Annotated in this window: 21 protein-coding genes; 8 read left to right on the forward strand and 13 right to left on the reverse strand. The window is 56.1% G+C overall.

Translation table 11 applies throughout. The features are described 5' to 3' along the window. Nucleotides 1–34 precede the first annotated feature (34 nt). The 3 genes from N5J69_RS02440 (at nt 35) to N5J69_RS02450 (ending at nt 2,246) form a co-directional block, all read left to right on the forward strand. Nucleotides 35–835 carry a PTS mannose/fructose/sorbose transporter subunit IIC gene (locus N5J69_RS02440; protein WP_033733019.1) on the forward strand — a complete coding sequence of 267 codons (801 nt, stop codon included), beginning with the start codon at nt 35–37 and terminating at the stop codon, nt 833–835. A 15-nt stretch (nt 836–850) separates the two neighbouring features. Further along, nucleotides 851–1,696 (forward strand): PTS mannose transporter subunit IID, encoded by an 846-nt coding sequence (locus N5J69_RS02445; protein ID WP_279767848.1) that lies wholly within the window; start codon nt 851–853, stop codon nt 1,694–1,696. Between the two features lie 91 nt (nt 1,697–1,787). Next, on the forward strand, nt 1,788–2,246 hold the full coding sequence (locus N5J69_RS02450; protein WP_279767850.1) for a DUF986 family protein: 459 nt from the start codon (nt 1,788–1,790) through the stop codon (nt 2,244–2,246). On the opposite strand, the gene rlmA is transcribed toward N5J69_RS02450, so the two are convergent. The 4 genes from rlmA to N5J69_RS02470 form a co-directional block, all read right to left on the reverse strand. Further along, nucleotides 2,243–3,052 (reverse strand): 23S rRNA (guanine(745)-N(1))-methyltransferase, encoded by an 810-nt coding sequence (gene rlmA, locus N5J69_RS02455; RefSeq protein WP_279767852.1) that lies wholly within the window; start codon nt 3,050–3,052, stop codon nt 2,243–2,245. The genes N5J69_RS02450 and rlmA overlap by 4 nt on opposite strands. Before the next feature lie 137 nt (nt 3,053–3,189). Beyond that, nucleotides 3,190–3,399: a transcription antiterminator/RNA stability regulator CspE gene (gene cspE / locus N5J69_RS02460; RefSeq protein WP_003852684.1), complete on the reverse strand. Its 210-nt coding sequence runs from the start codon at nt 3,397–3,399 to the stop codon at nt 3,190–3,192. A 648-nt stretch (nt 3,400–4,047) separates the two neighbouring features. After that, nucleotides 4,048–5,052 carry an MBL fold metallo-hydrolase gene (locus tag N5J69_RS02465; RefSeq protein ID WP_279767853.1) on the reverse strand — a complete coding sequence of 335 codons (1,005 nt, stop codon included), beginning with the start codon at nt 5,050–5,052 and terminating at the stop codon, nt 4,048–4,050. Nucleotides 5,053–5,070: 18 nt separating this feature from the next. Beyond that, complete coding sequence (locus N5J69_RS02470) at nt 5,071–5,343, reverse strand: YebO family protein (RefSeq protein WP_279767855.1); 273 nt, start codon at nt 5,341–5,343, stop codon at nt 5,071–5,073. A 212-nt stretch (nt 5,344–5,555) separates the two neighbouring features. Between N5J69_RS02470 and N5J69_RS02475 the strand changes: the two genes are divergently transcribed. Continuing rightward, nucleotides 5,556–5,792, forward strand: coding sequence for a YobH family protein (locus tag N5J69_RS02475; RefSeq protein WP_279767856.1), 237 nt, complete (start codon nt 5,556–5,558; stop codon nt 5,790–5,792). 30 nt (nt 5,793–5,822) lie between these two features. Here the strand turns inward: N5J69_RS02475 and kdgR are convergent, their stop codons facing one another. After that, the gene (kdgR, locus tag N5J69_RS02480; RefSeq protein ID WP_279767857.1) at nt 5,823–6,614 is read right to left on the reverse strand and encodes a DNA-binding transcriptional regulator KdgR; all 792 of its coding nucleotides are present in this window, start codon (nt 6,612–6,614) and stop codon (nt 5,823–5,825) included. A gap of 187 nt (nt 6,615–6,801) precedes the next feature. Between kdgR and N5J69_RS02485 the strand changes: the two genes are divergently transcribed. Continuing rightward, on the forward strand, nt 6,802–8,172 hold the full coding sequence (locus tag N5J69_RS02485; protein WP_279767858.1) for an MFS transporter: 1,371 nt from the start codon (nt 6,802–6,804) through the stop codon (nt 8,170–8,172). A gap of 54 nt (nt 8,173–8,226) precedes the next feature. On the opposite strand, the gene htpX is transcribed toward N5J69_RS02485, so the two are convergent. The 4 genes from htpX to N5J69_RS02505 form a co-directional block, all read right to left on the reverse strand. Then, on the reverse strand, nt 8,227–9,108 hold the full coding sequence (htpX, locus tag N5J69_RS02490; protein WP_279767862.1) for a protease HtpX: 882 nt from the start codon (nt 9,106–9,108) through the stop codon (nt 8,227–8,229). Between the two features lie 244 nt (nt 9,109–9,352). After that, a complete protein-coding gene (prc, locus tag N5J69_RS02495) occupies nt 9,353–11,392 on the reverse strand; it encodes a carboxy terminal-processing peptidase (protein WP_279767863.1) in 2,040 nt (679 codons plus the stop codon). Between the two features lie 19 nt (nt 11,393–11,411). Continuing rightward, on the reverse strand, nt 11,412–12,113 hold the full coding sequence (gene proQ, locus N5J69_RS02500; protein ID WP_033732888.1) for an RNA chaperone ProQ: 702 nt from the start codon (nt 12,111–12,113) through the stop codon (nt 11,412–11,414). Between the two features lie 96 nt (nt 12,114–12,209). Continuing rightward, nucleotides 12,210–12,710: a GAF domain-containing protein gene (locus tag N5J69_RS02505; RefSeq protein ID WP_033732889.1), complete on the reverse strand. Its 501-nt coding sequence runs from the start codon at nt 12,708–12,710 to the stop codon at nt 12,210–12,212. A gap of 213 nt (nt 12,711–12,923) precedes the next feature. Between N5J69_RS02505 and yebS the strand changes: the two genes are divergently transcribed. From yebS to rsmF, 3 genes are all read left to right on the forward strand, one after another. Further along, nucleotides 12,924–14,168, forward strand: coding sequence for a membrane integrity lipid transport subunit YebS (yebS, locus tag N5J69_RS02510; protein ID WP_279767864.1), 1,245 nt, complete (start codon nt 12,924–12,926; stop codon nt 14,166–14,168). Continuing rightward, nucleotides 14,137–16,770 (forward strand): PqiB family protein, encoded by a 2,634-nt coding sequence (locus tag N5J69_RS02515; RefSeq protein WP_279767865.1) that lies wholly within the window; start codon nt 14,137–14,139, stop codon nt 16,768–16,770. Before yebS ends, N5J69_RS02515 begins: the two co-directional genes overlap by 32 nt. Nucleotides 16,771–16,851: 81 nt before the next feature. Then, nucleotides 16,852–18,279: a 16S rRNA (cytosine(1407)-C(5))-methyltransferase RsmF gene (gene rsmF / locus N5J69_RS02520; protein WP_279767867.1), complete on the forward strand. Its 1,428-nt coding sequence runs from the start codon at nt 16,852–16,854 to the stop codon at nt 18,277–18,279. A gap of 1 nt (nt 18,280) precedes the next feature. Here rsmF and N5J69_RS02525 read toward each other — a convergent pair whose 3' ends face one another. The 4 genes from N5J69_RS02525 to N5J69_RS02540 all read right to left on the reverse strand — a co-directional run bounded on the left by N5J69_RS02525 (nt 18,281) and on the right by N5J69_RS02540 (nt 23,068). Next, nucleotides 18,281–18,928, reverse strand: coding sequence for a metallophosphoesterase (locus N5J69_RS02525; protein ID WP_279767869.1), 648 nt, complete (start codon nt 18,926–18,928; stop codon nt 18,281–18,283). Between the two features lie 271 nt (nt 18,929–19,199). Further along, nucleotides 19,200–19,412, reverse strand: a complete 213-nt coding sequence (locus tag N5J69_RS02530) for a DUF1272 domain-containing protein (protein ID WP_279767870.1) — start codon at nt 19,410–19,412, stop codon at nt 19,200–19,202. 132 nt (nt 19,413–19,544) lie between these two features. After that, entirely contained in the window at nt 19,545–20,903 is a 1,359-nt protein-coding gene (locus N5J69_RS02535) for an MFS transporter (protein ID WP_279767871.1), read from the reverse strand. A gap of 134 nt (nt 20,904–21,037) precedes the next feature. Further along, complete coding sequence (locus tag N5J69_RS02540) at nt 21,038–23,068, reverse strand: choline transporter (protein WP_279767872.1); 2,031 nt, start codon at nt 23,066–23,068, stop codon at nt 21,038–21,040. Nucleotides 23,069–23,122: the final 54 nt, after the last annotated feature.

Below are 23,122 nucleotides of genomic sequence, written 5' to 3' on the forward strand. Positions count from 1 at the left end.
GCTCCTGATTATCCTGCTGAGGACAAGAAGTATGATGGAAATAACCTCGCTACAAATTATTTTGATTTTTATTGTCGCCTGTATTGCCGGTATGGGGTCGATTCTGGATGAGTTCCAGTTTCACCGTCCGCTGGTCGCCTGTACGCTGATTGGTATCGTACTGGGTGACATGAAAACCGGCATTATCATCGGCGGTACGCTGGAGATGATTGCGCTGGGCTGGATGAACATCGGTGCCGCCGTGGCCCCCGATGCCGCCCTCGCCTCTATCATCTCGACCATCCTTGTCATCGCTGGCGGACAAAGTGTGGGTGCCGGTATTGCACTGGCCATTCCGCTGGCGGCTGCCGGACAGGTGCTGACCATTATCGTGCGTACGCTGACCGTCGCCTTCCAGCATGCGGCCGATAAAGCCGCAGAGAAAGGTAACCTCACCGCAATCTCCTGGATTCATGTCTCTGCCCTGCTGCTCCAGGCGATGCGTATTGCCATTCCGGCGCTGATTGTGGCCATCTCCGTTGGCACCAGTGCGGTTCACGCGCTGCTCAGTTCAATTCCTGAAGTGGTCACCAACGGCCTTAATATCGCCGGTGGCATGATTGTGGTGGTCGGTTACGCGATGGTCATCAACATGATGCGCGCAGGCTATCTGATGCCGTTCTTCTACCTGGGCTTTGTCACTGCGGCTTTCACCAACTTCAACCTGGTGGCACTGGGTGTGATTGGCGTAGTCATGGCGGTGCTCTACATTCAGCTCAGCCCGAAATACAACCGTGTGGCGGGAGCCCCCACAGGGGCTGCAACCGCAAACGATCTTGATAACGAACTCGATTAAGGAACAGGTGATCACATGGTTGATATGACGAAAGCTGAAAAGAAACTGACCCCCGGTGATGTCCGCGCTGTTTTTATGCGCTCAAACCTTTTCCAGGGTTCATGGAACTTTGAACGTATGCAGGCGCTGGGCTTCTGCTTCTCGATGGTGCCGGTGATCCGCCGCCTCTATCCTGAGAACAATGATGAGCGTAAGCAGGCGATCAAACGTCATCTTGAGTTCTTCAATACCCATCCTTATGTTGCCGCGCCGGTGCTGGGCGTCACCATGGCGATGGAGGAGCAGCGTGCCAACGGCGCACCTATCGACGATGGCGCGATTAACGGTCTGAAAGTCGGGCTGATGGGACCGCTGGCCGGTGTCGGTGACCCGATCTTCTGGGGTACGGTGCGTCCGGTGTTTGCAGCACTAGGTGCCGGTATCGCCATGAGCGGCAGTCTGCTGGGCCCGCTGCTCTTCTTTATACTGTTTAACCTGGCACGTCTTCTGACCCGCTACTACGGCGTGGCCTATGGCTATCGCAAAGGGATCGACATCGTCAGCGACATGGGCGGCGGTTTTCTCCAGAAACTCACGGAGGGCGCCTCGATTCTGGGCCTGTTTGTCATGGGGGCGCTGGTCAACAAGTGGACGCACGTTAACATCCCGCTGGTGGTGTCGCGCATCACGGACTCCACCGGCAAGACCACCGTCACTACGGTTCAGTCGATCCTCGATCAGCTGATGCCGGGCATTGTGCCGCTGCTGCTGACCTTTGGCTGTATGTGGCTGCTACGCCGTAAAGTGAATGCGCTGTGGATTATCGTTGGCTTCTTTGCCATCGGTATTTTTGGTTACTGGATCGGCCTGCTCGGTCTGTAATTTCACCCGGCCGGGAGCCTGTGCTCCCGGTTTTTAAGCGTGGTGAGCTGAGCCACAACTGGCTGAGCTCACCCTGTTTGAGGTAGATGTGATGTCCGTAACTGACGTGTTGATTGCGTGTTGTATCGCTGCCCTGATGCTGTTTGCCATTTACCATGAGGCGATTTTACCGCGTCGGCGGGGAGCAACCCGCTTACGGGTGGCACTGCGCAGGCAACATAAAATCGACAGCCTGATTGTTATCGGCCTGCTGCTGATACTTCTGTGGAACAATGTCAGTCATCATGGCCCGCAGCTCACCACCTCACTGCTGATGGTGCTGAGTTTTATGGCGTTCTGGCTGTTCTGGCTGCGGAAACCCACGCTGCTGATGAAGAATGAGGGATTGTTTTACGCCGGTGTCTGGATCGACTACCGGCGGATTCAGGGCATGAATCTTTCTGAGGATGGCATTCTGGTTATTCAGCTGGAACAGCGCCGTCTGCTGGTCGCAGTGCAGCAACTCGACGATCTGGAGCGGATCTACACGACGCTGGTCGATGCCCGTTAATCGCGCTGCCACACAGTCAGGCTAAAATCAGCATCGCAGCTGAACTGCTCGCTCTGCTGAAGCGTTTGCCAGACCGCCTCCCGCGCCCGCCAGGCAAAGGGGGTCATCTGCAGCAGGGTCGTCGCAGCGGCACCGGTAAGCGCCATCGGGTAGCGCAGGGCATGCTGTGCGACCTGCCGGAAGCCGGGATAGGCTTTCTGCTCGGGCACATGCAACTGCACGTCGCGGTAAATCAGCGCTTTGAACTGCTGCAGATGGTGCGGCCCTGGGGTCACGGTCAGCACCAGCCCCCCCGGCTTCAGCACGCGAGCCAGCTCCGCTTCGTTGCAGGGGGCGTAGATGCGTACAACCGCATCCAGAGAGTGATCGGCAAAGGGTAAGCGCTGGCTGGAAGCGACGCAGAAGCGCACCGCAGGATAGCGCTTTGCCGCCAGCCTGATGGCCATCCTGGCGACATCCAGCCCATCAATCTGCGCGCCGTCCCCCGCCGCATCTGCCAGCGCGGCGGTGTAATACCCTTCACCACAGCCGATATCCAGAACGCTGCACGCTGGCTGATTTAGCACTGCCGTAAGCAGGCTGACCACCCGATCACGCAGCGGCTGATAGTAGCCTGCCTCAAGAAACTCTCGCCGTGCCTGCATCATCTCAGCACTGTCACCCGGTTCACGCGATCGTTTATGCTGAACGGGCAGCAGATTGACGTAGCCTTCTTTCGCCTGATCAAACTGATGGCGGTTTTCGCAGCACCAGCTGCGGTCGGTGAAGGTCAGAGAAGCGTGACAAAGAGGGCAAATCAGGGACATCAGGTACTCCGGCATCAGATAACGCGGCGCAGTGTAACCTTAACGTCTACGCTTCGGAAGCATAAAGAAAGCCCCGGCTGAGAAGCCAGGGCTTTGAAAATCCGTGTCAGGGTGCCATGCACCGCAGCGGTGTCGAATCAGATAGCAGTGACGTTAACAGCTGCCGGGCCTTTCTGGCCGTCCTGAATTTCGAACTCAACGCTCTGGCCTTCAGCCAGGGTTTTAAAACCGTTGCCCTGAATAGCAGAGAAGTGTACGAACACATCTTTGCTGCCGTCAGCAGGAGTGATAAAACCAAAACCTTTAGACTCGTTGAACCACTTAACCTGACCTTTAATCTTTGCCATTTTGCAAATTCCTTTAGATGTTTATTTAGCCTGAAGGCTGTCTTACAGAAAAACCAGAGACATTACTGCATGAGGCACTAATTAAGGTTCGGCAAGGAAGCGGTATTCAACGTCAACGTCTTTACTCGTACTTCTTTACTGAAGATGCCATGCATAAACAGAACTGTACCTCGTTTAACCCACGAATTGTTATCACATATCCCAAAAATAATGGCAAGCCATTTTTAAAGCTCTTGCGCGACTGCGCCCATATTTGCCAGAAGGCTCACATTGCCTGTTCTGTGGGGTTTACAAATACGCCTGCGAATAAAGCTTTCGTGGGGCTAGCGCCCTCTCCTGCCTTTGTTGCCAGGGGTAACTCAATGGATACCATAAGAAATTAATATTTCACAAATATGGCAATCACGAAATGAATAAGCGAAGCGGTAACAGTGGCAGATATCAAAAATCTGCCGCCAATCCTGTACAGCGACTTTTATTTCGTACAGATAAGGCTCTTTTTGCACCAAAAGCAGGAGCCAGCCATTAGCCTTGCTCCAAATAAAAGCAACGATGCTGATTTTACTTATTAAGAATTTAACTTTTGATCTGAAAAATTGATGTCAGATAAAACACCTCCGGCTTTTATTTATCACGGAGGCTTTAGGATTATTCCTGGGCGGGGTTATTTATGCTGCGGCCTTCGCCTATTCGCCAGGGAGCGAAGCGGCCATTTTGTTCATCGGCCCGCTGCAGCGCATTCGCCAGCTCCTGCGGTGGCGCATCCAGCGACTCGTCGGCCAGCTCAAATACCCCCCAGTGTATAGGCAGGGTCAATGGCCTGCCTGCCGCCTGCCACAGGGCTACCGCCTGGTCAGGATCCATATGCTGGCCCGCCATGAACCATTTGGGTGCATAAGCGCCAATCGGCAAAGCAGTCACGCTGAACGGGCCAAGACGGGCCGGAATCTCCAGCAGTCTGTCACTGTAGCCGCTGTCGCCCGAGAACCAGAAACGCTGTGAGGCCGAGCGCACGACCCAGCCACACCAGAGTGAACGGTTGCGATCGCGCGGTGTTCGCATACTCCAGTGACGGGCTGGCACCGCATCAAAGCAGAGATCACCGTGCGTTATCTGCTGCCACCAGTCGAGCTGGTACACCTGTTTCACGCCCTGCGCTCTGCACCAGTTTGCCAGGCCCAGCGGCACAATAAAGGTTGCCTGTGGAAAGCGACGGATAATCGCTTTCACCGTGGGCTTATCCAGATGATCGTAATGGTTATGGGAAATAAGCACGACATCAAGGCGTGGCAGATCAGCGATGCTGAGTGGCGCAGGCGTTTTTCGCTGCGGCCCCGCAAAGGGCAGCGGCGAGGCGCGTGAAGAGAGCGCGGGATCAACCAGAATATATTGCCCGTTCAGCCGCAACAGCACGGCAGCATGTCCCAGCCACCAGAGACGATCGTCATGACCGCTGATATCCGCGGGCTGCCACCACTGGTCGATAAACGCCGCATACCCCTGCTGCGGTGGCTGCGGCAGCTGCTGTGCTTTACGCTCCCTGCGCCAGCGCTTCAGGTCGCCCGGTTTGCGCTGTTCCGGTTCAGGGTTACAGAATCCTTCCGGCGTGTGATGCGTTTTACTGCTGTCATACCACGGATTTTTCCAGCCCATTCCGCCTCTCTGCAGTGATTAACGTTCCGGAATTAACCGGATAAAGTCGCGCTTTTCCCGCTCGTCATCGGTTTTTTTCAACTCTGCCCCAGGCTGCAACTCAATGAGACGTCGCAGCAGCTGATTCTGTTTTTTCTGCTCTTCAAGTAAGGATTCCAGTAAGCGGATTTGCTCACCAGCGCGCACGCTGGCCCGGTTAACAAAGAACCAGGCGACAAACGCCACAATCAACACAATGACCAGCAGGCCATAGCTGACCAGGGGGCCCGAATTTGCGGCTAACTCATTCATAACTGCCTCGTAAAACTCAGTGGAAACGCCAGAACATGGCAACCCCCTATTCTACCTGTAGCCATCGCAAAAGATAATGGGGGGCACATTAATGCAGAATTTGCCGTTTCAGTTATCTCTGATCGATCCCACCAGAAAAGCGAGGCATGCTGATATCATCATAACCGGCAGCACCAGGTGGCGCGCTGAGTTATCTTTCACAAGGAGACATGATGAAACTGTTTATTCGCACATTAGGCTTGCTGGCGGTGATCTGGCTGGCGATGCTGTTTACCGGTTACGGGGTGTTAACCGGCAGTACGAAAAATGCCGCCGGACTGGGCCTGCAGTGCAGCTATCTTACCGCTCGCGGCGTCATCAGCGCGCAATATCTGCATACGGACAGTGGCGTGGTGGGCGTAACGGATTGTCCGTTACTGAAGAAAAGCGGCGACGTGATCGATAACTGATCATTAAGCGGGCCGGATGGCCCGCTTTGTTCAGAACGGGTAGTCGTGATAACCCATTTCTGCTGAAAGCGTGCGCGCTGCCCGGTGCAGCATCGCCACATAATCCTGACGGGCATCTTCTGAAAAACGAATAGTGGGAAACGAGATACTGAGTCCCGCAATCACCACGCCAAACCGATCAAATACCGGCACGGCCAGACAGCGTAATCCCTCTTCCTGCTCTTCATTATCTTCGCCATAGCCCTGCGCCCTGACCTGCTCCAGCGCCGTAATCAGCGCCTCCGCACTCAGCAGCGTATTGGCCGTGCTGCGTTTGAACTCCACATCCCGCAGAATCTCCTCAACGTCGCTGCGATCGCGCCAGGCGAGCAGGACTTTACCAATCGCGGTGGTGTGCAGCGGATTACGGCGGCCAATGCGTGAATACATGCGCAGGTTGTAGAGCGAGTCGATTTTGTGGATGTAGACAATGCTGTCCTCTTCCAGCGCGCCCAGGTGAATCGTCTCTTTGGTCAGACGAGACAGCTCACGCATCTGCACATCTGCACTGCGGATCAAATCTACGTTCTGCAGCGCTTTAGCGCCCAGTTCAAACAGCTTCAGGGTCAGTGAGTATTTCTCACTTTCACCTTCCTGCGTGACATAGCCCAGCGATTTCATGGTTTGCAGGAAACGGTAGACGGTGCTTTTTGACATCATCACGCGCTGCGCAAGCTCGGTAATACCGTGATCGCGCTCTTCACCCAGCGCCTGCAAAATGCCGAACACTTTGAGTACCGAAGAGACGGAATCGGGCTGTTTATCATTTTCAGCAGAGGACATCGCGCACCTTGTTAAATCTGTTTCAAAAAAAATGGAACGGACTGTCAGTATAGAGTGATGCACAGGACAGCAGCAATGTTTTAACGATTGAGTCATATTTAAAGACAGTTTTTTATCTACCGGGACGCTGTATTTCAGCGCTGATTTCATTAGCATGATGATATTCACTCTCTTTAGTAATTAACTTATGACACTCTCTCCCCCTCAGGATGGATTACCTGCGCGTCAGCGCTACATGGCTATCGTCACCATTGCGCTGGGCCTGACCATGGCGGTGCTGGACGGCGCGATTGCCAACGTCGCATTACCGACCATTTCCCGTGAGCTGAATGCCAGCCCGGCGCAATCCATCTGGATTGTGAATGCTTATCAGATCGCAATCATCGTCTCGCTGCTGTCCCTCTCTTTTCTTGGCGACATGCTGGGTTACCGCCGCGTCTATCAGGCGGGGCTGGCACTGTTTATTGCGACCTCGCTGTTCTGCGCCTTCTCGACCTCACTCACTATGCTGACCGTGGCCCGCGTGCTGCAGGGGTTTGGCGGCGCGGCGCTGATGAGTGTGAATACCGCGCTGATACGCATTATCTATCCGCAGCGTTATCTGGGACGCGGTATGGCGATCAACTCGCTGGTGGTGGCCGTTTCAACCGCGGCAGGCCCGACGGTAGCGGCAGCGATACTCTCGGTAGCAAGCTGGAAATGGCTGTTTCTGATTAACGTCCCGCTGGGTGCGGTGGCGCTCTGGCTGGCGCTGCGAACGCTTCCTGATAATCCGCAGAAAACCACCACACAGAAATTTGATGTGCCCAGTGCCATCATGAATGCCCTGTTCTTTGGCCTGATCATCTCCGCGCTTAGCGGTTTTGCTCAGGGACAAAGTCAGCTGCTGGTGCTGGCCGAGGTCGTTGCGCTGCTGATCACTGGCTGGTTTTTTATTCGTCGCCAGTTAAGCATGGCGGTGCCGCTGTTACCGGTTGATCTGCTGCGTATCCCGATCTTCAGCCTGTCGATGGGGACGTCAGTCTGTTCGTTCTGCGCCCAGATGCTGGCGATGGTCTCACTGCCCTTCTTCCTGCAGAACGTCCTGCAGCGTAATGAGGTGGCAACCGGTCTGCTGCTGACGCCCTGGCCGCTGGCGACGATGATCTTTGCGCCGATTGCCGGCCGTCTGATTGAGCGGGTGCATGCCGGGCTGCTGGGGGGGATCGGACTGGCGATGTTCGCCCTGGGGTTATTCCTGCTCGCCTGGCTGCCAGCCAATCCAGGCGATGGGGATATTATCTGGCGCATGATGCTGTGCGGGGCCGGTTTCGGGCTGTTTCAGTCACCGAATAACCACACTATTGTGACCTCTGCTCCGCGTCATCGCAGCGGTGGCGCGAGCGGGATGCTGGGGACGGCGCGCCTGCTGGGCCAGAGTATGGGTGCCGCGCTGGTTGCACTGATGTTTAATCTGTTTGATGACCGCGGAACGCACGCTTCGCTGCTGCTGGCAGGCAGCTTTGCCGCCGTGGCGGCGCTGGTGAGTGTGTCGCGCATGACGCAGACCCGCGCCTGACGGCAACCCAAAGAAAAAGGCGACCTGAGTCGCCTTTTTTTGATTTGCTTCGTGTTACTTCAGATACTGACCGCTGCGCAGTGCTTCAATACGCTTATCCAGCGGCGGGTGCGACATAAACAGCTCGCTGAACGATTTGCCTTTGCCGTTGATGCAGAACGCCATCATGCTGCTCGGCTCCTGCGGTTCGTAGCTGGTTTTCAGGCGCTGCAACGCCGCAATCATCTTCTCACGACCCACCAGCTTCGCTGAACCGGCATCAGCATGGAACTCACGGTGACGCGAGAACCACATGGTGATGATGCTGGCAAGAATACCAAACACCAGCTCCAGCACCATCGACACCGCAAAATAGACCAGCGGATTGCCGTTGCTGCTCTCTTCATCATCGCGGTTGCCGGACATAAAGCCTGCTGCGATCTGCGCCAGAATACGTGAAATGAAAATCACGAAGGTGTTCACCACACCCTGGATCAGCGTCATGGTGATCATGTCACCGTTAGCGATATGCGAGACTTCGTGAGCCAGCACCGCTTCGGCTTCGTCACGGCTCATGTTCTGCAGCAGACCGGTTGAAACCGCAACCAGTGAGGCATTTCGCCGTGCGCCTGTCGCAAAGGCATTGATGTCAGGTGCGTGATAGATAGCGACCTGTGGCATCGCAATGCCCGCCTGTTGGGCCTGATGGCCAATAGTATCCACCAGCCAGCGCTCGGTTTCATTGCGTGGCTGTTCAATCACTTCACCACCAACCGATCGCAGTGCCATCCACTTCGACATCAGCAGTGAAACAAACGCACCGCCAAAGCCAAACAGGCCTGCCATAATCATCAGGCCCTGAACACTGCTTGACTGGATCCCTGTCAGGCTGAGAATCAGCCCGAATACCAACATCACAGCCAGGTTGGTCATCAGGAAAAGAGCAATACGCATCATATTTGTTAATCTTCCTCAGTAGTTCACGCGCCTATACGCGGATACATATCCTATGAGCATTGGGCGGCTTTTCAAGCGACCTTAACGTTTAAGTGCCTAAAAAGACATAACTTTACATTCTGACACGTCTGGCGTGCAGCACTGCCTGCTCACGGGTTCACCCTTGCTAATCATTCGTAACCGCAAACTTTTTCAGGTGCAAAAAAAAGCACCGCTGAGCGGTGCTTTTTCTGGCAACAGCGGATTATTTCGCTGCTGGCGCGTCTGGCTGGGCTTTCTCCAGTTGCGCAAGGTCGTTAGCGATTTTCACCGTCTCATCGAGATACGGATCCGGCTCTTTATAATCCTTCGGCAATTCATCCAGATTTTTCAGCGGTTTTTTGCCTTCGGCCTGATAGCGCGCATTGATCCTCTCCAGACGTGACGCATCATCTTCGTGGTTCTCTTTCTCGCGCTGCGCAAGATTAAGTGACACGATGTTGCGTTTATCTTTCAGGGCATTGAAGCGTGCAATGTCCTTCATGATGTACTGGAACTCACGATCCTGGGCGATGCGGTCAGCATGCTGCTTCGTCAGCTGCGCAACCAGCGGTTTAACATCACCGGTTTTTTCATAGGTTGCCGCTTTGATGCTGTCCCACGGCAGCGCATTATCTTCAAATTTCTCACCGGTTTCAGCCGCTTCAACGCCGGTTGGCATCAGCAGATCCGGCGTGACGCCTTTACGCTGTGTGCTGCCGCCGTTAATGCGGTAGAACTTCTGAATGGTGTAAGAAACGGAGCCTAATGCTGGCCACTCCGGACGCAGCATCTGATCGTAGATGCGGTTCAGAGAGCGATACTGCTGAACGGTGCCTTTACCAAAGGTCGGCTCGCCCACAATCACCGCACGACCGTAGTCCTGCATCGCGGCAGCGAAAATCTCAGAGGCTGAGGCGCTGAAGCGATCGACCAGTACCACCAGCGGTCCTTTGTAGTAAACCACGCCGTCATTGTCGCTGTCTTCACGCACCCGGCCATTGTTGTCGCGTACCTGCACCACCGGACCACTCGGAATAAACAGGCCAGACAGCGATACCGCTTCGGTCAGCGCGCCGCCACCGTTGGTGCGCAGATCAATCACCACGCTGTCAACGTTCTGTTTCTGCAGTTTCTGCAGCTGTACTTTCACGTCGTCGGTGAGACCAACATAGAAGCCAGGAATATCGAGCACGCCCACTTTCTGCTTGCCGACATTTTTGATGGTCATTTTAACCGCGCGATCTTCCAGACGGATTTTCTCACGCGTCAGCGTCACGGTACGGGTTTTTGTGCCCTTTCCGGCTGGCAGAACTTCCAGGCGTACTTTGCTGCCTTTCGGTCCTTTGATTTTTGCTACAACGTCATCCAGACGCCAGCCGATAACATCTTCCATCGGCTTGCCAGGCTGACCGACACCCACGATGCGGTCGCCAACGGTGATGGCTTTGCTTTTCGCTGCCGGGCCACCAGCGACCATCGAATTGATAACGGTATAGTCATCATCCATCTGCAGAACCGCACCGATGCCTTCCAGTGACAGGCTCATCTCGGTGTTAAACTGCTCGGTGTTACGCGGCGACAGATAGCTGGTGTGCGGATCGATTTCGCGGGCAAAAGCGTTCATGACCAGCTGGAAAACGTCTTCACCGTTGCTCTGAGCCAGACGACGGATAGCGAAATTGTAACGCTTGGTCAGAACATCGCGAATCTCATTATCGTTTTTGCCCGCCAGCTTCAGACTCAGCTGGTCATATTTCACCTTGGCATCCCAGAGCGCATTCAGTTCAGCCTGATCTTTCGGCCAGGGCGCTTTAGCGCGATCAATGTCGATGGTGTCATTGCCGCTGAAATTCATCGGACGCGCCAGCACCGTCAGCGCGTACTGATAGCGCTCAAAACGGCGTTTCTGCGCCAGATTATAAATATCGTAAAAGAGATCCAGCTTGCCACTGCGCAGCTCGTCACCGACGGTGGTTTTTTTGCTGGCAAACTGCGCCACATCCGACGCCAGCAGCACATTGTGGCTGTAGTCGAGCATATTAAGGTAGCGATCAAAAATTTTCGCGGAAAAGTTCTGATCCAGATCGAACTGGCGGTAGTGGGAACGGGTGAAGCGCGAGGTTACGCGCTCACTGACCGTAGGATCCTGCGGGTCTTCATGAAGCTGGGGAATCTGATCGGCGCGGGTGATGTTCTCCGCACCGAAGGTTGGGCCTGCTAACAGCAGGCCCGCAATAAGTCCAACTTTGAAAAGGGTGTTCATGCCGGGGTTAGCCTCCGTTTCAGAACTGCAAATGTTCTGCGCGCACAATCATTGCCATGCCGGAAGCGAGCTGGACCCGAACGCCGTCTTTAGAGACTTCCAGAACGGTAGCGTCCATCGCACTTTTGCCTGCTTTAACTTTAATACTCTGGCCGGGTTGCAAAGTTGAGGTATCAGTGATGGGTCGGGCTTCCTGCTCCGGACGTGGGGCTGGCTTGCGATGCTGTGATGCGGTCGCACGCGGTGCAGTCGTCTGCGGACGCGGTTTACGCGCAGCGTCGCCTTCTGCAGGCTTACGTGGCGCGGGCTTGCGCGGACGACGCGGTGCCGCGCCCTCTTCGCTTTCGCCTGCTTCACGGCGTGCCGCACGCTGCTGGTCACGCTGCGCCTGGACGCGTGCTTTCGCTTCTTCCAGCTGCTTGCGTGCATGCTCAACGTGCTGCTCATCCAGCACGCCACAGGCGTTACCGTCGAGATCGACACGAATCGCACCGGCTTTGATGCCGTAAAGATAACGCCAGCTTGACGTATAAAGACGCAGCGCGGAACGCAGCTGTGTTTTGCTCAGACCCATTTCGCCCTGAACACGCTCGACCAGATCCTGAAAGATACCGATTTTGAGCGGACGCGCTTCACCTTCAGCGCTAAAGCAGTGCGGAAAGCGCTCCGCCAGAAAAGTGATGACTTCTTTACTGCTATTCAACTTAGGTTGATTTTCCATGAAATTTCCTGATTACAACGGGTTTGCCGACCAGCGCAGGCATGAACAGGCGACATTATAATGACAACATCGCTAATTGCCATGTGATCCAGTCGATTAGCTGCGCGTCAGCTGCAGATATTTTTCTAAGTCGCTGTTCGCAAGCACTTCACAAAGCCCATCAGTCAGTGTGACCAGCCCCGATTCGTCGTCGCTGTCAAAGCGATTGTACTCAACGCTGTCGATGTCCAGCACCCCAACCACAGTGCCATTCACTTTCAGAGGAATCACAATCTCAGCATTACTGGCAGCGTCACAGGCGATGTGGCCCGGGAAAGCATGCACATCATCTACGCGTTGCACTTTTTCTTCTGCCAGCGCCGTGCCACACACGCCTTTACCGACCGGAATGCGCACACAGGCGATTTTTCCCTGGAACGGGCCCAGTACCAGCGTATCGGCTTCCGTCAGCAGGTAGAAACCTGCCCAGTTCACACCATCGAGACGTTCGTAGAGCAGCGCGCTAAAGTTTCCCATCGCGGCAAGGAACGCCGTTTCTCCCGCCAGCAAGGCGCGCATATCGCGATTCAAATCGGCGTAAAAGGCAGTTTTGTTCATTATTCAACCGTTACCAATGACATCTGAACGGGGTAATAGAGACCGTTCGTTAAAATAAGTTTTAAATATCCAGAGCCACAAGGTGAATCATAGCGTTAGTTGCTATACCCTTAGCATTCTGTGGATCGAAGCGTGATGCCCGAGACAGGCACACAGACAATGTCTTTATGACCGATATCTGTTCCCTCTGAAGAGCGAAAATTGCATCACCCTATGAAAATTCACGCTATCAGCCAGACATTGCCTCACGCACGTTATCAGCGTTGCCCGCAATGCGATACCCTTTTTTCCTTACCGGATGTGAAATCGCATCAGTCGGCACATTGCCCGCGCTGCAACGCTGAGATTCTCAGTGGACGCGACTGGTCAATGACCCGACTTCTGGCTATGGCCGCCACCATGATCGTGTTAATGCCTTTCGCTTTTTCCCTGCCGCTGGTGGATATCCGGCTGCTGGGTATGCGCATTAATGCCAGCGTGCTGGAAGGCGTGATTCAGATGACCCAGCAGGGTGACGTGCTGACGGCCTCGATGGTGGCGTTCTGCACCATTGGTGCGCCGGTAACGCTGGTCGCCGGTATCTGTTATCTCGGTATCGGTCATCGTCTGGGCATGAACCTGCGCCCGGTGTTACTGATGCTGGAGAAGCTCAAAGAGTGGGTGATGCTTGATATCTATCTGATCGGCATTGCCGTGGCATCCATCAAAGTGCAGGACTATGCTTCGCTGGAAATTGGCTATGGTCTGGCGGCTTACATTGCCCTGACGGTGCTGAGCGTGCTGACGATGATCCATCTGAATATGGAGCAGCTGTGGGCACATTTCTATCCGCAACGCCCCGGCAACATGGCCCGCGACGATATGCAGGTCTGCCTGAACTGTCATCACACCGGCCTGGCCGACGCACGGGGCCGCTGCCCGCGCTGCCATACGCCGCTCGATTTCCGGCGTCGCCATAGTCTGCAAAAATCCTGGGCCGCGCTGATCGCCTCGATTGTGCTGCTGATCCCGGCGAATCTGATGCCCATTTCGGTGGTTTATCTGAATGGTTCACGGCGCGAGGACACCATCTTCTCCGGCATCCTGGGGCTGGGTGAAGGCAATATTCCGGTGGCAGCGATTGTGTTCATCGCCAGTATCCTGGTGCCGTTTACTAAGGTGCTGGTCATGCTGACCCTGCTGCTGAGCATTCATTTTCGCTGTGAACAGGGGCTGAGAACCCGCATCCGGTTGCTGCGGTTTGTGACCTGGGTTGGCCGCTGGTCGATGCTCGACCTGTTTGTCATTTCGTTAACCATGTCGCTGGTCAACCGTGATCAGCTGCTGGCTTTTACCATGGGACCGGCTGCGCTGTTTTTTGGCGCGGCCGTCATCCTGACCATTATGTCTGTTGAGTGGCTGGACAGCCGCCTGCTCTGGGATGCACATGCAACAGGAAACGCCGACTACACCGACTAACGCAACGCTGCGTAATAAACGCAAAATTTCGCCCTTCTGGCTGCTGCCGATCATTGCGATGCTGATCGCCTGCTGGCTGCTCTGGACCAACTATCAGGAGCGCGGCACCACCATCACCATCAATTTCCAGACGGCGGATGGTATTGTGCCGGGGCGCACCCCAATCCGTTACCAGGGCGTGGAAGTGGGCACCGTGCAGGGCATTAATCTCAGCGACGATTATCGCAGCATTCAGATTAAAGCCAGCATCAAGAGCGACATGCGCGACGCGCTGCGTGAGGATACGCAGTTCTGGCTGGTCACGCCCAAAGCTTCGCTGGCGGGCGTCTCGGGACTGGATGCGCTGGTCGGCGGTAACTATATCGGCATGATGCCGGGTAAAGGTAAACCCAGCGAGGCGTTTACCGCGCTGGATACACAACCGAAATACCGGGTCAATACCGGCGAACTGCTGATCCACCTGCATGCGCCCGATCTCGGCTCGCTCAACACGGGTTCGCTGGTCTACTACCGTAAAATTCCGGTTGGCCGGGTCTATGACTACAGCATCAACAGCAAAACCGATGGCGTCTCGATTGATGTGCTGATTGACCGTCGCTTTGTCAACCTGGTGAAGACCAACAGCCGCTTCTGGAATGTGTCAGGCGTTAATGCGGACGTCAGTCTGAGCGGGGCGAAAGTGCAGCTGGAAAGCCTGGCGGCGCTGGTGAATGGCGCGATTGCGTTTGACTCACCCCAGGGTGCGGAAACGGCCAAAGCGGAGCAGAACTACCGGCTCTATCCCGATCTGGCGCACAGCCAGCGCGGCGTGCTCATCACCCTAGACCTGCCTGACGGCAAAAATCTTAAGGCAGGCAGCACGCCCCTGATTTATCAGGGACTGGAGGTCGGTACGCTGACCAGACTGAACCTGCAGGATGGCGGCAAGGTTACCGGCGAACTGACCATCGATCCCTCTGTGGTTGGTCTGATGCGCAGCGGCACCCGTATTGAGATGCACAGCCCGAAAATCAGCCTGACCGATACCAGCCTCAGCGCGCTGCTGACCGGCAACACGCTGGAACTGGTGCCGGGTGAAGGTGAACCACAGCAGCACTACACCGTGCTGGCGTCGAACGAGACCCTGCTGCAGAAACCCAACGTGCTGACAGTCAGACTCAGCGCACCGGACAGTTACGGTATCGATCAGGGCCAGCCGCTGATGCTGCACGGCATGCAGATTGGTCAGGTCATGTCGCGTTCGCTGGATGAAAATGGCGTCAACTTCGTGGTCGCGGTCAATCCTGAAAACCGCAATCTGGTGCATGGCGACAGCAAGTTTATCGTTAACAGCCGGCTCGATGTGAAGTTCGGTCTGGATGGGATGCAGGTTTTAGGTGCCAGCGCCCGTGAATGGGTTGATGGCGGCATCCGGCTGGAGCCGGGCAAAAAAGGCGAACCGAAAAGCGCCTATCCGCTGTTTGCGGATGCTGAAAAAGCGGAAGAAGGCATCACCGGCGATGGCCCGTCAACGACGCTGACGCTGACCGCCAACAGCCTGCCTGACGTTCAGGCGGGATCTGTCGTGCTTTACCGCAAATTCCAGGTAGGCGAAATTGTTAAAGTGACCCCCCGCGCTGACGCCTTTGATATTGCGGTCCATATTCAGCCGGAGTATCGCAAGCTGCTGAGCAGCGAAAGCGTGTTCTGGGCAGAGGGTGGCGCACGCGTCAGCCTTAATGGCAGCGGCCTGACGGTGCAGGCATCACCGCTTAACCGTGCGCTGAAAGGCGCAATCAGTTTCGACAATATGAGCGGCGCGCAGTCGGCTAAGGGAGCAAAACGCGTGCTCTATTCATCTGAAACCGCGGCACGCGCCGTCGGCAGTCAGATCACGCTGCACACCTATGATGCCAGCAAGCTCTCTGCCGGGATGCCGATTCGTTATCTGGGTATTAATGTCGGCCAGGTGGAGTCGCTGTCATTAAGCAAAGATAACAATCAGGTGGTAGCGAAAGCGGTGCTTTACCCTGAGTATGTGAATGATTTCGCCCGTCTCGGCAGCCGTTTCTCGGTGGTTTCACCGGAGATTTCCGCCACGGGTGTGAATCATCTGGAAACCCTGCTGCAGCCCTATGTTAACGTGGACCCCGGCAAAGGCGGAGCCGTGCGCACCTTCGAGCTGCAGGAGAGCACCATTACCGATTCGCGCTACCTGAATGGCCTGAACATTTATGTTGATGCCACGGAAGCGGGTTCGCTGTCGCTGGGTACGCCAGTGCTGTTCCGGGGTGTGGAAGTGGGCACCGTGACCGGCACCTCGCTGGGCACGATGGCGGATCGCGTGCAGATCGCCCTTCGCATCAGTAAGAAGTATCAGCATCTGGTGCGTAATAACTCGGTGTTCTGGCAGGCGTCAGGCTACAACCTGGACTTCGGTCTGGTGGGCGGCGTGGTCAAAACCGGCACCTTCCAGCAGTTTATTCGCGGTGGCATTCAGTTTGCGACGCCACCGACGGTGCCGCTGGCACCGCAGGCGAACCCGGACAAACACTTCCTGTTACAGGATGAAGCGCCAAAAGAGTGGCGCAACTGGGGAACGGCGATTCCGTCGCCGCGCTGAGTGCATCTGAACGGGCAGCCAGGCTGCCCGTTTCCTTTCTGCGTGGTACACTGCCGCCTTTGCCTTAACTGGAATGTGCCCGTGTCAGATGCTGCTTCGCTTTTCCCCGCCGATTTTCTCTCGTTAATGCGCCAGAGCCTGCCCGATGAGGCGAGCTTTGCGCAATTTATTGCCATCAGTCAGCAGCCCCTGCGCCGCAGTATTCGCGTGAATACCCTGAAGATCAGCGTGGCTGACTTCCTGAGTCAGACCGCCGGTTATGACTGGCAGCTGACGCCCGTGCCGTGGTGTGAAGAGGGATTCTGGATCAGCCGGGAAGATGAGAGCCTGCCGCTGGGCAGCGTAGCGGAACACCTCAGCGGCCTGTTCTATATTCAGGAAGCCAGCTCCATGCTGCCGGTCACCGCACTGTTTGATGCCCAGCCAGACGTCAGCGCCGTGATGGATATGGCGGCGGCACCGGGGTCCAAAACCACCCAAATTGCGGCACGAATGGGCAATCAGGGCGTTATCCTGGCCAACGAATTCTCCTCCAGCCGGGTAAAAGTCCTGCACGCCAATATCAGCCGCTGCGGCGTCAGCAACAGTGCGCTGACGCATTTTGACGCCCGCGTATTCGGACCTGCGCTACCGGCGCAATTCGACGCCATCCTGCTCGACGCCCCCTGCTCCGGCGAAGGCGTGATGCGCAAAGATGCGGACGCCCTGAAGAACTGGTCGCTGGCGAGCACCGAAGATATCGCTGCGACCCAGCGCGATCTGCTCGACAGTGCCTTTCACGCACTCAAACCGGGCGGCACGCTGGTTTATTCAACCTGCACCCTGAATCAGATTGAGAATCAGCAGGTCGTCGCCTGGCTGCTGCAGCGCTATCCCGACGCCGTGGAGATCCTGCCCCTCAGCGAACTGTTTGAGGGGCCGCAGCAGGCCGCCACACCTGAAGGATATTTGCACGTTTTCCCGCAGATGTTCGACAGCGAAGGTTTTTTTGTGGCCCGGTTGCGTAAAACTACCCCGGTCGATCCCCTGCCTGCACCCGGCTATAAAGTCGGTAAGCTGCCTTTCTCGCACGTCAGCCGCAAGCTGGAGAGTGAAATCATTCAGGCCGCCGCCGCCGTCTCACTTCGCTGGGACGCTTCACGGGTGCTGTGGCAGCGTGACAAAGAGATCTGGCTGTTCCCGGAGGCCGTTACCCCGCTGCTGGGCAAAGTGCGCTTCTCGCGTATTGGTCTGAAACTGGCTGAAACCTTTGCCAAAGGCTATCGCTGGCAACATGAAGCGGTGGTGGCCCTTGCGCAACCTGATGCAGCTCAGTCCTTCGAACTCACGGCATCCGAGGCGGAAGAGTGGTATCGCGGCCGGGATATCTATCCGGAAACGGAGCCTGCCAGCAATGAGATGATTGTCACTTATCAGCAGCAGCCGCTGGGGCTGGCGAAGAAAGTCGGCAGTCGCATCAAGAACAGCTATCCCCGCGAGCTGGTCCGCGACGGACGCCTGTTCCGCTGAGTCACTTAAGTTGCAGCATTGTCAGATGATTGCCAAACACTGCGCCGGTATCAATGTAATGCAGATTGGCAATCGTCAGCGGCTGTTTCAGCGGTGTATGACCAAAGTAAAAGGCGTCCGCACCCCGGATGCCCGCCTGTTCGCCTGCCCCGATAGCCTCCAGCCGCTGACGGCTCCAGACCACCTGATGCCAGTCGAGTGGCTTATTCAGTCTGTATTCCTGTGCCGGGTAGTCCGCATGGGCAATCACTATCGTGCGCTCACCGAGTTGCAGATGCAGAATCAGCGGCAGTTCACGGCAACGCTGTAACGCATGACGCGCCGCGATTAACGCCGCGCCCCGCAGCTGAAAAAACCAGTCACCCCTGTTCATCTGCCAGCGTGCCCTGTCATGGCCCTGCATCGCTGAAATCGCCATCTCCTCATGATTTCCGCGTACGCAGCGAAACCACGGCTCCAGCAGCAGCGCCAGGCACCCCAGGCTGTCCGGCCCGCGATCGATAATGTCGCCCACCGAAATCAGTAAATCCTGCTGCGGGTTAAACTGCTGCTGCTGCAACAGTGCCTCCAGCTCGCGGCGGCAGCCATGCAGATCGCCCGCCACCCAGATCCGTTGCCACGCTGCGCCATTCAGGTAGTCGTAATACATCGGAGCACGCCCCTTTCGCTGCTGAAACACCCCCCAGAGTATAAGGGCTGACCATGAATAAGGGGGGACCGGGAAAGCAGAATGCAACAAAGGCAGAGAAAGCGTCTCGCTGTACGGAAAGCGAAATTCACCGGGCATGATAAGTGTGTCCCTCCCGGCGCTTATCTCCGGCACTCAGTTAAGGTGTTAGCTCTGTCAGGGACGAAAGTCATGATAACGATAACGGGCAGCACAGGCTATTCTGCCCCCGCACATTCGTCATCATTTGAGATCAGCTGCGCAATTTAGCCGGATACTTCTGCAGCTTTTCTGCCGGACGTACCGGACGGCGTACCAGTTCACCGCCGCAGTTAGGGCAAACATGCGCGAGATGCTCATCACAATCTGCACAGAAGGTGCATTCAAACGAGCAGATTCGCGCCGCCAGCGACGATGGCGGGAGATCAATGTCGCAGCGTTCACAGTTAGGGCGAAGTTCCAGCATGGTGTCATTCCTGAAGAGGCGGGGCACCCAGCATCGCCGCTGCAGGCCCGAATGTCGAGCCTGCAAACGGACAGACCTGAGCCAGTTCCGGCCATCCTGCTTTACTGCGAGCCGCATAATGCCCTGCCGCGACTATTTATGCCGCTGATCGTCGTGAACATCCCTGGGATCATCGGGCACGGTTTCTTCATCAGCCGGTTCAGCGTACGCATCGCTCTCCTCTTCCGGCTCCTGACCGCCCATCGTGGCCTGAATCACCTCCTCTTCCAGCGTCGGAATCAGCGCGGCTCCCAGTGGCGAGGTCGCCAGACTGTCAGGCATGACCACGTGGGGCAAGGGCACTTCGGTGGTGGGAAGCGGACCCGGCGCACGCACAAAACTCAGCCCGCCAATCACCAGCGCACAGAGGGCAAAGAAGAGATAGAGCATATTGCTGCCCAGCGGCTCCATCAGCGCACCCACCACCAGCGGCCCGATACTGGCACCAATACCAAAAGCCATCAACAGACAAGCCGTCAAGGAGACGCGGCGCTCGGCGGCAACCTGATCGTTGGCCAGCGCCACCTGCAAGGGATAGAGCGCGAACTGCATCATGCTGGCGGCAAAGGCGATGCCGATCATCCAGTGAAACGTCAGATGCGGCAGCAGGATCAGCGGCACACAGATGGCGGCAAACAGCATGGCAATAATAAACAGCAGCCGCTGACGATCGTAGCGGTCAGAAAGCCAGCTCAGCGGAAACTGCGACACCAGTCCGGCAAAAATCGTGAGACTCATAAAGTAGCCGGTCTGGCTGGTGGTAAAGCCTTTGCTGCTGCCATAAACCGGGGCGAGGCCGTAGAAAGCACCGATGACCATGCCGGTCACCAGGGTGGTGCCCAGCAGTTTAGGGATGGTGCGGACAAAATAGCCCAGCTCCATGGGGGCCGGCGTCATCGGCCTGACATGGGTGCGGGTGGTCAGCGCTATCGGCACCAGACAAAGCGCGAAGCAGAGTGCCACAATCAGCAGCGTGCTCACACCAAATCCGGTCTGCAGGCTCAGTATCACCTGTCCCCCACTAAGTCCAAGGTAGGTGGCGACCATGTATAAACCGAAAATCATGCCGCGCTGGGATGACTCCGCCTGATCGTTGAGCCAGCTTTCCAGCACCATGTACTGGCACATCATGCAAAGTCCGATAATCAGCCGCAGAAAGACCCACAGCGGAATAAAGTCAGTCAGGCCGTGACCCACCACCGAGGCGGTAATGATCCCGGCGCAGGCCACATAGGCACGGATATGGCCGACACGGGCAATCAGGTTGTGCCCCACCTTGCCGCCAATCACCAGCCCGATATAGTTTGCCGCGATAATTGCGCCAATCAGCGCGCCGTTAACCTGCTCACTGGCCAGCCGTAATGAGACGTAGGTGGTCAGTAAACCGGAGCCGAGCAGCATCAGCAGCGTGGTGGTGTAGAGCGGCAGAAACGTACTGAATATTTTTCCCATGTGACTCCCTGTCTATACCCTTCAGGCATCAGGCCAGCAAAGCCCTAAAGATAGACGATATCGGCAGGCGACGGCGTCGTGTACGCCGTCGATGTCAAAAAAAACCCGCCAGCACTATGCTGACGGGCTCTGATTTACACGCTCGGGAAGCTGATATTGCTGCCCGGTGCTTCACGGTTGAGATGGATGAAGTTCAGGTGTCGCTCATACTGATCCAGTATGTCGATGATGACCTGTTCTTTGCTGTAATCCATTAAGTCGTTACCCTGGCTGCCCTCCAGCAGGAAGGTTTCCAGCCGATAGTAGGTCGACTTGCCGCTACGGGCACGATAGGTAAAGCCCGGAATGGAATATTGCTGCGGCCAGACCTGATAGACAAAGTCCTGCTCCTCACCCAGATGGACGCGCAGATCCAGATAGCCAATCGGGTTGGCCTCATCCGGCGCGACACGCTCCAGCGTCACACGGCCATCGCGCAGCTCCAGCTCTTTCGCTACTTCCTGCATCGCCGGGAAAATGGTGTTTTCCATCATCTGCTGGGTATAACGCGAGCCAGGATAGTTCATCAGGCGCGACAGACGCTTTTTCCATGTCAGACGGTCAGTCGCATGCGCCAGGTACGGTGCGGTGTCACGCGTGGCGCTGGCCCGGCGGTGATCCTCAATCTTCAGCGATTTAAACAGACCCGCCATCACAAAGAAGATCACAAAGCTGAACGGCAGTCCCATGATCACCGTGGTGTTCTGCAAAGCAGTGATACCGTTGGTCATCAGCATACTCAGCGTCAGCACCCCGATCGCCACGGACCAGAAAATACGCAGCCAGTTAGGTGCATCGCTGTTGATGTCTTTCAGACGCGAGGTGAAGTTGCCCAGCACCAGCGAACCGGAATCCGCAGAGGTGACATAGAACAGCATACCGGTGATGGTGGCAACCGATGCACTGAGTTTAAACGCCGGGTACTGCGCCAGGAGACTGTAGAAGCCGCGCTCCGCATGGTTCATCACTTCCTGGGCAAAGCCCGCGTTGCCGTGAATAATCTGATACAGCGCAGCATTACCAAACACTGACAGCCACAGCAGCGTAAAGGTGAACGGAATAATCAGCGTGCCCAGCACGAACTCACGGATGGTACGACCGCGTGAAATTCGCGCCAGGAACAGGCCGACAAACGGCGACCAGGCCACCCACCACGCCCAGAAGAAGAGCGTCCAGCTGTTCATCCATTGGGTCGGACGATCAAAGGCAAAGGTATTAAGCGTCATGCCCATGAAGCGGTTGATGTAATCCCCCACGTTCAGCACCAGCGCATTCAGCAGGAACTCGGTATTGCCGAAGAACAGCACAAACAGAATCAGGCCCAGCGCCATGATCACGTTGAGCTCAGAGAGGAAACGGATCCCTTTATCCACGCCCGACGTCACTGAGATGGTGGCGATCACCACAGAGAGAATGATCAGCGCGGTCTGCGCAGTCAGGCCTTCCGGGATATCAAACAGCACTTTCAGGCCGTAGTTAAGCTGCACAACCCCGATACCCAATGTGGTGGCAATACCAAAGATGGTGCCGACCACCGCCGCAATATCCACCGTGTGACCAATCGGGCCATAAATGCGTTTGCCGAAGATGGGATAGAGCGCCGAACGAATAGTCAGCGGCAGATTATATCGGTAGCTGAAGTAGCCCAGTGCGATGCCCATCAGCGCATACATCGACCAGCCGGTCAGACCATAGTGGAACAGCGTCCAGACCATCGCCTGGCGGGCTGCTTCCAGCGTCTGCCCTGCTCCTTCCGGCGGCTGCATGTACTGCGTGACCGGTTCGGCGACCGAGAAGAACATCAGGTCGATGCCAATCCCCGCAGCAAACAGCATGGCGGACCAGCTGAGCACGCTGAACTCAGGTTTAGAGTGCTCCGGCCCGAGCTTGATGGAGCCAAAGCGCGAGCAGGCCATGTAGAGCACAAAGACGATATAGAGCGTGGCAGCCAGCATGTAATACCAGCCGAAGGTGGCGGATACCCAGTTGACCGCCTTGAGGATCCAGCTCGCGGCCAGTTCACTGTAGAGAATCGTCACGAGTGAAAACGTCAGAATCAATCCGGCAGAGGTATAAAATACAACGGGATTGAGTCTGTCTTTTTCACCGGCAGGTGGATTATTCATCGATTACCTCTGGTTAATGTCCTGAAAATACGCAATGGATACATTTTGCCGTCC

Source organism: Pantoea sp. GD03673, assembly GCF_029844725.1.
Classification (GTDB): Bacteria; Pseudomonadota; Gammaproteobacteria; order Enterobacterales; family Enterobacteriaceae; genus Pantoea.